Source organism: Streptomyces dioscori, assembly GCF_003024195.1.
GTDB classification, from domain to species: domain Bacteria; phylum Actinomycetota; class Actinomycetes; order Streptomycetales; family Streptomycetaceae; genus Streptomyces; species Streptomyces dioscori.
The window spans coordinates 79,081-92,788 of record NZ_KZ679062.1 but is presented as its reverse complement, the minus strand read 5'-3'; the positions used below and the strand labels follow the sequence as shown (position 1 = coordinate 92,788).

The window sequence follows — 13,708 nt, the reverse complement described above, 5'->3', positions numbered from 1 at the left end:
CAGACCCGCCGCCACGCCGCGATCGCCGCCCTCCTGCGCGTCCCGCACGTCGTGCTCGCCGTCAACAAGATGGACCTGGTCGAGTACCAGGAGCCGGTGTTCGCGGCGATCGCCGAGGAGTTCACGGCGTACGCGTCCGAACTGGGCGTTCCCGAGATCACCGCGATCCCCATCTCCGCCCTCGCCGGGGACAACGTGGTCGACCCGTCCGCGAACATGGACTGGTACGGCGGCCCCACCTTCCTGGAGCACCTGGAGACCCTGCCGGTCAGCCACGACCTGGCGACCTGCCACGCACGGCTGCCCGTGCAGTACGTGATCCGTCCGCAGACCGCCGAGCACCCCGACTACCGCGGGTACGCCGGTCAGATCGCGGCCGGCGCGTTCCGGGTCGGTGAGGCGGTCACCGTGCTGCCCTCCGGGCGCACCTCGCGGATCGCCTCGATCGACCTGCTGGGCGAGCCGGTCGACCTGGCCTGGACGACGCAGTCGGTGACGGTCCTCCTGGAGGACGACGTCGACATCTCGCGCGGCGACCTGATCGTGCCGACCAAGGACGCGCCCGCGACCACGCAGGACATCGAGGCGACGGTCTGCCACGTGGCCGACGCGCCGCTGACCATCGGCCACCGGGTGCTGCTCAAGCACGGCACCCGCACGGTCAAGGCGGTCGTCAAGGACATCCCCTCGCGGCTGACCCTCGACGACCTGTCCCTGCACCCGCACCCGGGTCACCTCGTCGCCAACGACATCGGGCGCGTGAAGATCCGTACCGCCGAGCCGCTGCCGGTGGACTCGTACGCCGACTCCCGGCGCACCGGCTCGTTCATCCTCATCGACCCCTCCGACGGGACGACGCTCACCGCGGGCATGGTCGGCGAGTCCTTCGCCTCCCCGGAGCCGGTCAGGGCCGAGGCGGACGAGGACGGGTGGGACTTCTGACATGACGACCACCATCGACTTCTACTCCACGTTCGCGAAGGAGGGCGGCCGCGTCGGCAGCGGCGCCCTCGGCGCCGGACAGGGCGGAGTCGCGCGATGTGCGTGCTGACGTACGCGCACTGCCTGCGCGCCCCGTCCCCCCGCCCGCCGTCGCGGATACGACGAAGACCTGCCGACCTCCCGGCCACGACCTGAAGAACCGTGACCGCCGGGCCAACGAGAGGAAACCCTCCCGTGCCTGCCAAGGGCTCCACACTGCTTCGCCGCGGCATCGCCGTGGCCGCCGCGCTTCCGCTCCTGACCCTCGCCGCCTGCGGTTACGGCTCCGACAAGGACGAGGACACCTCGAAGGTCGCCGCCGAGGGCAAGAAGCTCTCCGCCGACACCGTCCGGATCGGCTACTTCCCGAACCTGACGCACGCCACCGCACTCGTGGGTGACCAGGAGGGGCTGCTGCAGAAGGAGCTCGGGGGCACGAAGGCCTCGTACTCCCAGTTCAACGCGGGTCCGTCCGAGATCGAGGCGCTGAACTCCGGGTCGATCGACATCGGCTGGATCGGCCCCTCCCCCGCCATCAACGGCTACAGCACGACCGACGGCAAGGGCCTGCGGATCATCGGCGGTTCGGCGTCCGGCGGTGTGAAGCTGGTGGTGAACCCGGACAAGATCAAGTCCACGAAGGACATCAAGGGCAAGAAGATCGCCACCCCGCAGCTGGGCAACACGCAGGACGTGGCGTTCCTCAACTGGATCGCCGAGCAGGGCTGGAAGGTCGACGCCCAGAGCGGCAAGGGCGACGTCTCCGTGGTCCGCACGGACAACAAGATCACGCCGGACGCCTACAAGTCGGGCTCCATCGACGGCGCGTGGGTGCCGGAGCCGACCGCGTCCAAGCTGGTCGCCGAGGGCGCGAAGGTGCTGCTCGACGAGGCCGACCTGTGGCCCGACAAGAAGTTCGTGATCACGAACATCATCGTGTCGCAGAAGTTCCTCAAGGAGCACCCGGACGTCGTCGAGGCCGTGCTGCGCGGCTCGGTGAAGACCAACAAGTGGATCAACGCCAACCCGGACGAGGCGAAGGCCGCCGCCAACACCAAGCTCAAGGCGCTGTCCGGCAAGGAACTGCCCGCCGAGGTCATCGACCCGGCGTGGAAGTCGATCCAGTTCACCGACGACCCGCTGGCCGCGACCCTCAACACCGAGGCGGAGCACGCGGTGAAGGCCGGCCTGCTGGAGAAGCCGAAGCTCGACGGCATCTACGACCTCGCGCCGCTGAACAAGGTCCTCAAGGCCGAGGGCGCGAGCTCGGTCGACGACGCCGGTCTCGGCGTCAAGTAAGCCCGGACAGCCGAGAGTTCAGGCCCAGCAAGAGTTCAGGCCCAGACCCATGAGTTCCCAGGAGGTGACGACCGTGGCAACCGCCCTCGCCAAGACCGCCGACGCCGAAGCCGGTACGTCGGTGGAGTACGCCGCCCGGATCGAGCACGTCTCGAAGTCCTTCGCCGGCCCCGCCGGGCAGCAGCTCGTCCTGGACGACATCACGCTCGATGTCGCGCCCGGCGAGTTCGTCACCCTCCTGGGAGCTTCCGGGTGTGGCAAGTCGACGCTGCTGAACCTGGTCGCGGGGCTCGACAAGCCGTCCGCGGGAGGCATCAGCACCGACGGCCGGCCGGCCCTGATGTTCCAGGAGCACGCCCTCTTCCCGTGGCTGACCGCGGGCAAGAACATCGAACTCGCCCTGAAACTGCGGGGCGTGGCCAAGGCCGACCGCCGCAGCAGGGCGGAGGAGCTCCTGCAGCTCGTCCGCCTTGAGGGCGCGTACGGCAAGCGGGTGCACGAGCTGTCCGGCGGTATGCGGCAGCGGGTCGCGCTGGCCCGCGCGCTCGCCCAGGACAGCCGGCTGCTGCTGATGGACGAGCCGTTCGCGGCCCTCGACGCCATCACGCGGGACGTCCTGCACGACGAACTGACCCGGATCTGGCGCGAGACGAACGTGTCGGTGCTGTTCGTGACGCACAACGTGCGCGAGGCGGTACGGCTCGCCGAGCGCGTGGTGCTGCTGTCCTCGCGCCCGGGACGCGTCGCGCGGGAGTGGACGGTCGACATCCCGCAGCCCCGCCGTATCGAGGACCCCGCCGTGGCGGAACTGTCCGTCGAGATCACCGAACAACTGCGTGGGGAGATCCGCCGCCATGGCCAGCACTGAGACGAGCGCCGTCAAGGACGGCGGCGCGACGGGCAAGGCCGACGAGGAAGAAGGCGTCAGGCAGAACGCCGACCTCGCCGGACTCGAAGCCGGTCTCGACGCGCTGGACACGGTCCAGACGAAGAGGACCCCGTTCCGCAGGACCTTCGTCGAGAAGATCTTCCCGCCGATCGTCGCCGTGGCCCTGGTACTGGTCGTCTGGCAGGTCCTGGTGTGGGCCGAGGTCACCGACAGCTACAAGCTGCCCGCCCCGTCCGCGGTCTGGGACGAGGTCCAGGAGGCCTGGCTGGAGGGCACGCTCCTCGAATACATCTGGACCAGCGTCTCGCGCGGTCTGCTGGGCTTCCTGATGGCCCTCGTCATCGGCACCCCGCTCGGACTGCTCGTCGCCCGGGTGAAGTTCGTGCGCGCGGCCATCGGCCCGATCCTGTCCGGCCTCCAGTCGCTGCCGTCGGTGGCGTGGGTGCCGCCGGCCGTCCTGTGGCTCGGCCTCAACGACTCGATGATGTACGCGGTCATCCTGCTCGGCGCGGTCCCCTCCATCGCCAACGGGCTCGTCTCCGGCGTCGACCAGGTCCCGCCCCTGTTCCTGCGGGCGGGCCGCACCATGGGCGCGACGGGCCTGCGCGGCACCTGGCACATCGTGATCCCGGCCGCGCTGCCCGGCTACCTCGCGGGTCTGAAGCAGGGCTGGGCGTTCTCGTGGCGCTCCCTGATGGCCGCCGAGATCATCGCGTCCTCGCCGGACCTGGGCGTCGGCCTCGGCCAGCTGCTGGAGAACGGCCGTACGGCCAACAGCATGCCCATGGTGTTCCTCGCCATCCTCCTCATCCTGATCGTCGGCATCGCCATCGACCTGCTGATCTTCAGCCCGCTGGAACGGTGGGTACTGCGCAGCCGCGGTCTCCTGGTGAAGAGCTGAGCCGATCGAGAGCCGAGTGAAGAGCTGACCTCCATGTCGAAACCGGTACTCCTCGTCATCGCCCACGGCAGCCGCGACCCGCGTCATGCCGCGACCGTGCACGCCCTGGTACGCCAGGTGCGGGCGCGGCGGCCCGGGGTGCGCGTGGAGACCGGCTTCCTGGAGTTCAACCTCCCGTCCGTCGCGGGCAAGCTGGAATCCCTGGCGGCGGAAGGCGTACGCGACATCGTGGCCCTCCCTCTCCTGCTGACCCGCGCCTTCCACGCCAAGGCGGACATCCCGTCGGTGCTGAGCGAGGCACCGGCCCGGCTGCGGATCCGGCAGGCCGACGTACTCGGCCCGTCGCCCCTGCTCACGGCCGCGCTCCAACGGCGCCTGTACGAGGCGGGGCTGTCCCCCGCCGACAAGTCCTCGACCGGGGTCGTCCTGGCCGCGGCGGGGTCCACCGACCCGGAGGCGATCGCAGTGATCGCAGAAATCGCGCGGGAGTGGCGGCGGACCGGTTGGTGCGCCGTGCGGCCTGCGTTCGCCTCCGGCGGATCGCTTCCGCGAACAGGGGATGTGGTGGGGTCCTTGCGTGCCCTGGGGTGTGCGCGGGTGGTTGTGGCGCCGTACTTCCTCGCGCCGGGGCGGTTGCCGGATCGGGTCGCGCGGGAGGCTGGTGGGGCGGATCTGTTGGCGCCGGTGCTGGGGGCGGCGCCGGAGGTTGCGCGCGTGCTCCTCGCCCGCTACGACTCGGCCGTCGCCGGGTCGGCTCTGACCGCCGTGGGGGCTTGAACGTTCACCTGCGGGCCGGTGGGGTGGCCCTCACCGATTGCGCAGTTCCCCGCGCCCCTACTGGGAACCTGCGGGTTCGGTGGGGCGCGCGTTACGAATTGCGCAGTTCCCCGCGCCCCTGAAGGGGCGCGGGGAACTGCGCAAAAGGGGGCGAGGGGGCGCAGCCCCCATGCAGTGACGGGGAGGGTAGGGGCGGCGGGGGCGGACTCCTTCTTCACTTCAGAACCACCCCCCACACACAACCCCTCCCACCTCGCCGGATTGCGAAAGTCACTCCCCCCGCCCCCGCAAATCTGATGGGATGTCGGTCGCAGGCACGACCGGGGGAGCGCGACAAGTGGCAGGTCTGGAGTTCGGGCATCACCTCGGCCTGCCCCAAGCCCTGTCCGACCTCCCCCTCTCCCCCCTGACCCCCGGCTACGCCCACCTCGTAGCCACCCAACGCGCCGCCGGCCTGCGCCACATGGGCGAACTCCTCACCCCCGGCGACGGACTACGCGTCCTGGACGGCGTGTTCGTCCCCCAGGGCGTCCGCGGCCGCCGACGCGTGGACCACGCGCTACTGGCCGACCTGGGCCGCGGCGCAGGCCCGAAGGCCACCCTCGCGAACCACCTCGCCGAACTCCACCGCAGCGACCCCCAAGCCCTGCGCAGAGTCCTCCTGTACCAACTGATCGGCCTCCTCCAGGACCACCCGCAGGGCCAACTCCCGCACACCGCGCAAGCGTTCGGCGTCCACGCCGACGAGTCGGCCGGCCTCGCCGCCGCCGCCCGCCTCCGCCCCGTCCTGGACAACGCGCAGCGAACCGCCGCCGAGTCCCTGGCCGACGCCTGGTCCGAACACCGGCTCCGTCGCGTGCGCAAACTGCTGGAGCGGCTGCCACCCACCGGTCGCGACGCGTCGCTGAGCGCGCTCCGCACCACCCTCACCCGGCGGCTGGGCCACGCCGACGCCGCGCTGGACGCGGCGCGCACCGCCGAGCAGGCGGGCGACACCGACGCCGCGACGGAGGAGTACCTGCGGACCTTGCGTCTCGCCGCGGACGACCGCAAGGCCCTGTTCAGCCTCGTACGCATCCACCGGCCCCGCCCCTCCGGTCCCACCGGCTCCACCGGTCCGACTGGTCCGACTGGTCCGACTGGTCCGACTGGTCCCACCGACCACGTCGAGCGGCTGCGGTGCGTACTGCGCCCGGAGTCGGCGGCGCTGGCCTGGGACGCCACGGACGCGGACCCCGGCGTCACCTGGCGGATCCTGCGCCTTCGACGGACCGGACGCGGCAGCACGGAGATCCGCGAGGTCCGCCAGGAGCGCCAGGAGACCTCAAGCGTCAACGGCTCCGACGGCACGGGCGGCGTGTGCGGTACGGAGGACCGGGCGATACCGCTCGGCAGCATGGTGCGTTACGTGGCCCTCCCTCTGCGCGACGGCCGCGTGGACGGCGTACCCCTCGTCGCGCGCGAGTTGTCCCTCACCCCCGAGGTGAGCGATCTCGCGCTGACGGACGGCCGGGAACGGATCGGCGGCACCTGGCGGACACCGCCCGGCGCCACGGAGGTGACGGTCGAGCACACCGGTCCCGACGGCCCGTCCGGCGCGCTGACCTGCGACAGGGACCGGTTCGCGGCCACCGGGCTGCCGCCGGGCCCGCACCGCTTCCGGATCGTGTGCCACTACCGCACACCCGAGGGGCAGGCCGTCGCATCCCCGGGCGTCGTGGCGACCCGCACGGCACACCGCTGGCCCGATCCCGTACGGACGCTCACGGCCACGGCCGAGGGTGAGGCGATCCGGTTCACCTGGACGGGCGGCAAGGGTGGCGAGGGTGCCGAGGACGGCGTACACGCGGAAGGCGCGGACGTACGGCTGGTGTGCTGGCCCGATGAAACACCCCTGCCCGGTGCCGAGTTGGCCACTGCCGAGCTGCCCGAGCCGCTGCCGTGGCGCCGCCCGCACGACGGTGAACCGGTGCTGTGTCCGCCGCCCGGCACCCATGCCGAGGTCGCGGCCGTCGCCGTGCTCGGGGAACGTGCCGTGGCCGGGCCGACCGTCACCGTGGAGGCGCCGGTCGCGGTCACCGGGCTGAGTGCGCGGCGCCAGGCGGACGGCCAGGTGCAGGTGGTCCTGGACTGGCCCGAGGGCACCGGTTTACTGACCGTCAGCTGGACGGAGGACGGCGGGCGCACGGGCGAACGGGCCGTCGCCGCACACCAGTACCGGCGTCAGGGCCTGCGGCTGCCGGTCGGCCGGGGCGGTGTCCGGGTCAGGGCCGTACCCGCGCCGCGTGTCCCGGGGTCCGTGGTCGCGCTGCCGTCGGCCGCCGAGACGGTGCTGCCGCCGGACGCGTCGGTCGCGTACCGTCTGGTGCCCGCGCCGCGCCGGATGCTGCGGCGCGGCAAGCCCCTGATCCGCGTCACCCTCTCCGCTCCCGATCCGGCTCCCGCTCCCGGGTCGCCCTCCGGCTCCCCTCCCGGCTCCTCCCCCGAGGAGACTCCGCCCCGGTTGCCGGAGCAGCTGCCGGAGTTCGTCTGTGTGGCGCGCAGTGGCACGCTTCGCCCGCGCGGGCCCGCCGACGGCACGACCGTGTTCAGGATCGCCGGCGCTCGACTGCTGGAACTGCGTACGGTCGAGCACGAGTTGGACTCGGCACCCTGCCCGGCTCCGTACACTTTGCGCGGGTTCCTGCTCGGCGAGCACGCCACGTCCGTACGACTCGAAGAACCGTCCCCCGCGACCCTGGTGGTGCGCTGAACCCATGACGACCGTCATCTGCCCCTACTGCTTCGCCCGTTCGTCGGCCGCCGGGCTGCCCTACCGCTGTCTGATGATCCCGGGCGGGGTACGCGGTTCGCAGCCGTGCGGGCCCGAACGCGACGACGTGTGGGCCGAGTTCATGGGTCCGAGCATCCCGCCGTCGGCCCGGATGCGCGGCCCGGTCTTCACCCGGCCGCGCTCCCCGGTGTCCAGGCTGCGGCCCGCCGCGAACGCCGGTCCCGCCGTCTGCCCGGGATGCGGCGTGACCACGACGGTCCGCGTGTGCGGCTCCTGCCACAGCGATCTGCCCAGCGACTACTGCGAGCAGGACAGCCGGATCATCGCCCTGGTCGGCGCGAAGGCGTCCGGCAAGAGCACGTACGTAGCCGTGCTGGTCAACGAGTTGAACCGGCGGGTCGGCCAGGCCTTCGACGCCTCCCTCGCCGCGATGGGCCAGGGCACGCAGCAGCGCGACAAAGAGATGGCCCAGGACCTGTACGAGCGGCTGCGGCTGCCGGACGCGACCCGGCCCGCCGCGCTCGGCTTCAACGATCCGCTGCTGTACCGGCTGAGCCTGCCCCGGCGCGGGCGGCTGGGCACGGGCAGCCGGCACACGACCCTGGTGTTCTTCGACGCGGCGGGCGAGGATCTCGCGGGCGCCGACGCCGTGGACCGCTACACCCGCTATCTCAGCGCGGCCGACGGCATCATCCTGCTCGTGGATCCGCTGCAACTCGGTACCGTGCGCGACCGGTTGCCGCTCGGCGACGGGCCGCCGCTGCCCGCCGTGGAGACCCCTCCGCAGCAGATCGCGGCAGATCTCGCGACCCAGCTGCGGGCGCACGGCCGGGGCGGTTCGCGCGGCCGGGTCAGTACGCCGATAGCGGTGGCCGTGACGAAGACGGACATGCTGCGGCCGCTGCTCGACCCGCACTCGCCGCTGCTGAGCAGCGCCACACACGAGGGCGGGACGCTCGACGAGGACGACCGGCTCGCGGTGCACGAGGAGCTGCGCGCCCAGCTCGCCGACTGGGACTCGGGGGCGCTGTACCGGCAACTGGAGCGGGACTTCGCCGAGTTGTCACTGTTCGGTCTGTCGGCGCTGGGTGCGCCACCGCCCGCCGACGCCCCGGCGGACGTACCGAAGTCGGGGCCGCAGCCGTTGCGCGTGGAGGATCCGCTGCTGTGGTTGCTGGCCCGGCGCGGGCTCCTGCCGGTCACCAACGCATGGAAAGGACAGTCCAGGTGACGCTCTCCCAGCTCCACTACACCTCCGCGCCGCCCGGGCCCGGCGGGTCCGGATTCCGCTTCACGGCGGTCAGCGAAGACGTGCCGCAGGGCGTGCTCAGGGAGGCGGAACAGCTCATCGGGTACGAACCGCCGCGGGACTCCCCCGCACGGCCGGACGCCGACGAACTCAACTCCTTTCCCACCGCGTTCAGCTTCAGCGAACTCTCCGACGGCGGGCGGCTGCTGAGCCGATCCGTGTACACGGGCGTCGACTACAGCGGACGGTGGGGCAACTTCCACGCCCATGCCCTCCATCTGCCCGCCGGTGGACGGCTGCCGGACGGTGCGCTGCCCATCGCGGCCTGGGAGTCCCGGCGTTGGGGCCGGGCGACACCGGACGGCGGAAGACCCGAGCCGATCGACCACTTCGAGCCGTCGGGGCTCATGCGGCACGAGGCGCTGGTGGCCTTCGCGGTGTCCCGCGCCGACCGGCTCGCGGCGGTCCTCACGGACGTCCGGGCGGTCGCGGACGACCCTGGCGCCGGGCAGGTCGTGCTCGTGGAACGGGACAGCGCCGCCGTGGCCCAGTGGATCGCGCTGGCCTGCGCGGTGCTGCCGCGCGAGCAGGCGCACCGGCTGACCTTCACCACGTACACGCGGCGGCCCGTGCAGGCCAGGCAGCAGATCATCGGCGTACTGCCGTCGTCCGAGACGGTGGCGTACGGCCATCGGCACCGGGTCCACGACTGCACCCGGCCGCCCGTGGCCGCCGCTCCCGGCACGTCCGCCGAGGCCGTGCCCGACCTCTGGGCGGAGGTGTGTGCCCGGGTGTGGCGGGCGGGCAGGCCCGATCTGTTCCGGCGTCACGGGCCGGACCTCGGCTCGCTGGCCGCGGCGGCGCTCACCGCTCGCGTCCCGCTCCCCCCGGCCGCGCTCACGGCGGCCACACACTGGGTCCGCGACCGCGCGGGCAGCCTGCCCGAGGACGAACTGGCCGAGCTCGTCACGGCGTTGTGCGAGGCGCGGCCTGCGGACGACACACGGTCGTCGGGCGGGGCCCTGCCGACGGACAGTGCGGCATCCGGGACTGCATCCGGTGCGGCATCCGACGCTGCCTCGGCTGCTGACTTCGTCGCGGGGCTGACCTCGCTGTTCGAGCGCCTCGACGGGCAGGTGCCCGCCTTCGTCTCCGCGCCGCTCGCCGCGCAGGTGCTGACCGCGGCGGTACGCGGCGACGGACCCGTCCCCGTCGTCCACGGTGCCTCGTTCAGCCCCGAGGCGCGGACACGGCTCGGCGCGGAGCTGGGGTATGCGATCCGCTCGGGCGTCGCCGACCCGGCGCAGCCGCCGGCCGGGCGCCCGCTGGGTCTGCTGCGTGTCGCCGATCTCCTGGAGGTCGACTGCACCGACCTCCTCCCGGACCTCGCGGCACGGCTGGCGCAGGCCCTCATGGACCTCCCCGAGGCGCGGGCGCACCCCTCCACCACGGGCCCGGAACCCCGTACGGGCACCGGGCACCCGGGCCGGCGTACCCCGTCGGCGACCGCAGACGGGGCGATCCCCTGGTGGAGCACACGCACGGGCCCGACCACGCTCGGGGCCGGTGCCGGTAGTAACACCGGCGCCGCCGGGGCTGGTCCCGGCGGCCCGGCCGACGCCGCTGGTCTCGCCGGTCCGGAACGTCTCGCCGGTCCGGCGCATCCCGGCGGGCCCGGCTGGCCCGCCGGCCCTGGCGGACCCGGCGGCGCCAGCGGGCCAGAACGCCCCGACGAACTCGACGGCCCCGATGGACCCGGTGGCCCTGGCGCGCCCAGCGGACCTGGCTGGCCCAGCGGCGCCGGCGGCCCCGGCTGGCCCAGGGGTGCCGGCGGGCCCGGCGGACCCGACGGACCCAGGGGTGCTGGCAGCCCCGTCGCCCCCACCGCCCCCGTCCGCCCGGAGGAGCTGGCCGGGCTGCGCGGCGCCGTTGTCGCGCATCCGACTCTGCGGATCGCCCTCTTCGGCGCGCTCGACGCGATCTCCGCCGGCCGGCCGGTGGCCGCCGCGCGGATGCTGGCCGTCGCGGCTCTCCCCGTTCGGGACCACCCGGGGTTCCCGCATCTGCGGATGTGCGCGTCGAACGCCCTGCCCACCGGCGTGGGCGACCGGATGACCGCGTTCCACGGCGTGGTGCGTACCGCCGGGGTCTCGTTGCACACCGAACCGGCCGTCCTGCGGACCGCGGTCGAGCTGGTGTGGCCCGGCGAGCTGCCCACGGGGCAGGAGGCGAGCCTGCTGCTCAACGAACTCGGCTCCGACCTGCACCGCGCCGCCGGCACCCGGGACCTGCTGATCGACGCCGCGCTCGCGGCGCCTGCCGACGACCGTGACATCCCGGCGCTTGCCGTCGACCTGCTGCGCTGCTTCACCACGGAACTGGCACCGGAACAGCGCGCGGCGCTCCTGCTGCTGGAGTTCGCGGGACTGCTCGGCGCCGAGGGCGAGGGGCTGGACTGGGTGCAGCGCGCGACGGCGCTCGCCGCGAACGCGAGCCCCGTGCCCGCGCCGGTTCTCGAACGGGTCCACCGTGCCCTCGCGCGCCGTCTGCTGCGCGGCTCGGCGCCGCCCGGCGAGCTGTACGCGCTGGCCCTCTCCGGCGACGCGGCGCTGCTGGCCGCGTACGAGCGGAGGGCGCAGTCGAGCCGGGTGGGCGACCGGCTGCGTACGGTCCCCGGTTATGTCGCCGACTGTTTCTGCGACTGGAGTTCGCACGCGGGCGCGCACCCGGCGTGGGACGAGACCTGTTCCGCGCTGCTGGCCAAGGTGCTGCGGCCCGTCGTGCGGGCGCTGCCCGCCGAGGATCTGGCCGAGGTGGAGTCGAGCCTCGACCGGGCGGGCCGCGGCAAGCTCGACGCCTTCCGGGCCTGGAACCGGCCCGGCACGCTCGGCCGTCTCGCGGGCCGGTTCACCGGCCGCGGACGCGCCAAGGACGGCGGCCGGGACGGGGGTCGGGACGGTGGCCGGGACGGTGGCCGGGGCAGCGACCCGTCCCCCCGGTACGGGGACGTGGCACCCCCTCCGGGCGACGGCCGGGAGTACCGGTGAACGTGATCGCGCAGTACGTACTCGGCTTCGTCGCGCTGGTCGCGGCCGCCGTCTGTTTCGGCAAGGCCCTGTGGCAGCTCCTCTCCCTGGGGGTGCGGGCGGTGTGCTCCGCCCTCGGCCCCCGGCAGGAGGGCCTGCCCGACACCCGTATCCCGGTCGTGGGCGGGGGCAAGGGGGGTGACGAACCGGCCGAACTCGCCTACTGGTGGCGGCAGATGTGGGTCGACGCGGCCACCGCGGGCGGTTTCGGCATCCGGGTGATCTGGCTGCGGTTCACCGGGCAGTGGACCCAGCACACGACGGCGAGGCTGTTCCGCGGCATCCGCTCCAACGGGTTGCCCGAGCGCAACTCGTTCGTGCAGCTGGGGATGTGGCTCGTCGCACCCGGCACGTTCCTCGGCGCCCTCGTGGGCGCCACGCTCGCGACCGTGTTCCTCGCGCTCGCGCTGACGGTCCTCGCTCTGCTGCTCGGCCTCGTGTGGCTGGGCGCGGCCGGGACCGCGCTCGTCCTGCGGGGCGTGGAGCGCGGTTGGGCGACGGTCCTGGGGATCCGCGTCAAGTGCCCCTATCCGGGCTGCTACCGCCCGGTGCCGCTCGCGGTGCACCGCTGCCCCGGCTGCCGGGAGCCGCATGCCCGGCTGCGTCCCGGGCGCTACGGCGCACTACGGCACATGTGTTCCTGCGGGCAGCGGCTCGGGGCGAGCCGCCTGGCCGGACGCGGCCGGCTGACCGCTCTGTGCCCGCACTGCGACCAGGTGCTGCCGGACGCGGTGGGCACCACCCGTGTCGTGCACGCGCCGCTGGTCGGCGGCACCTCGTCGGGCAAGACGATGCTGATGGCCGCCATGGTCGAGGGCCTGCACGCCTGGTCGCGGCGGAGCGGTCTGCGTGTCGAGTACGCGTCGACGGACGACCGGCAGACCGCCAGCTCCCTCAACCAGGAGCTGACGCAGGGCACTTGGGCGCACGCCACGACCGGTGGCCAGCCCCGCGCTTTCATGCTGACCGTCACGCTCGGCCGCCGCCGCCGGCTGCTCTACCTGTACGACCCGATGGGCGAGTCCCTTGAGGACGCCGAGCGGGTGCGCGCCCAGCACTACCTCGCGCACACCGATGGGGTCGTCCTGGTCGCGGACGTGCTCGCCGAGCCGACGGTACGCGCGAAGCTGAGCGCTACCGACGCCGACCGGGCCACCGCCGCACGGCCCTCGCCGCAGGGCCCCTGGGAGACGTACCAGCGGCTGGCGGGCGAGCTGTCGGCGCTCACCGGGCGGCGCGGCAGGATGTCCGTGGCGACGGTCGTCACCAAGCGGGACGTCCTCGACCAGCTCGACTCCCTGCCGGTCGCCGGGGCCCGGATCGACACCTGGCTCACCGAGATCGGTCTCGGCGGGCTGGTCCGCGCCCTCGGGCACGACTTCAGGTCCGACCGCTACTGGGCGGTCAGCGCCCACGCGGCCACCGGTGCGGGCGCGTTGGACAGTGAGCAGCGGCGGGCCGCCGAACCCGTGCTGTGGCTGCTGGCCGCGTCGGGCCTGCGGACGGGCCGGCTGGTCGGTCCCGACCCGGCGGCCGGCCCGAAGGACCCGAAGGAGAAGAAGCTGGAGACTGCATGAGTCCGGAGACCGCATGAGTACCGTGACGCGGCACGTCAGGTGGGGGCGCCGCATGGCGCTCGGCCTGTTCGTCACCGCACTGGTCCTGACGAGCGCGCTCCTCGTCCTGGGCGTCCTGTACGCGGTGCGCTGACCGACGCGCGCCGACCCGCAGACGAGGCCCGCACACGAGACTC

Annotated in this window: 9 protein-coding genes; all 9 read left to right on the top strand. The window is 73.2% G+C overall.

Features of this window, described 5'->3' with window-relative positions; genetic code table 11:
- Positions 1–942 (top strand): elongation factor 1-alpha C-terminal domain-related protein (locus C6Y14_RS41135; RefSeq protein WP_107022046.1); only part of this gene is annotated, 942 nt, incomplete at its 5' end.
- Between the two features lie 234 nt (positions 943–1,176).
- Complete coding sequence (locus C6Y14_RS41125) at positions 1,177–2,280, top strand: aliphatic sulfonate ABC transporter substrate-binding protein (protein WP_107022044.1); 1,104 nt, start codon at positions 1,177–1,179, stop codon at positions 2,278–2,280.
- A 49-nt stretch (positions 2,281–2,329) separates the two neighbouring features.
- A complete protein-coding gene (locus C6Y14_RS41120; RefSeq protein ID WP_225891536.1) occupies positions 2,330–3,148 on the top strand; it encodes an ABC transporter ATP-binding protein in 819 nt (272 codons plus the stop codon).
- A complete protein-coding gene (locus tag C6Y14_RS41115; RefSeq protein WP_107022043.1) occupies positions 3,135–4,070 on the top strand; it encodes an ABC transporter permease in 936 nt (311 codons plus the stop codon). Before C6Y14_RS41120 ends, C6Y14_RS41115 begins: the two co-directional genes overlap by 14 nt.
- Before the next feature lie 33 nt (positions 4,071–4,103).
- Positions 4,104–4,847: a sirohydrochlorin chelatase gene (locus tag C6Y14_RS41110; RefSeq protein WP_199855046.1), complete on the top strand. Its 744-nt coding sequence runs from the start codon at positions 4,104–4,106 to the stop codon at positions 4,845–4,847.
- Between the two features lie 337 nt (positions 4,848–5,184).
- A complete protein-coding gene (locus tag C6Y14_RS41105; protein WP_107022041.1) occupies positions 5,185–7,599 on the top strand; it encodes a hypothetical protein in 2,415 nt (804 codons plus the stop codon).
- Positions 7,600–7,603: 4 nt separating this feature from the next.
- Entirely contained in the window at positions 7,604–8,851 is a 1,248-nt protein-coding gene (locus C6Y14_RS41100; protein ID WP_107022040.1) for a TRAFAC clade GTPase domain-containing protein, read from the top strand.
- The gene (locus tag C6Y14_RS44695) at positions 8,848–11,916 is read left to right on the top strand and encodes a GTPase-associated protein 1-related protein (protein WP_199855045.1); all 3,069 of its coding nucleotides are present in this window, start codon (positions 8,848–8,850) and stop codon (positions 11,914–11,916) included. Before C6Y14_RS41100 ends, C6Y14_RS44695 begins: the two co-directional genes overlap by 4 nt.
- A complete protein-coding gene (locus tag C6Y14_RS41090) occupies positions 11,913–13,532 on the top strand; it encodes a TRAFAC clade GTPase domain-containing protein (protein ID WP_107022039.1) in 1,620 nt (539 codons plus the stop codon). The genes C6Y14_RS44695 and C6Y14_RS41090 overlap by 4 nt, the downstream gene beginning before the upstream one ends.
- The last annotated feature ends 176 nt before the right edge of the window (positions 13,533–13,708 follow it).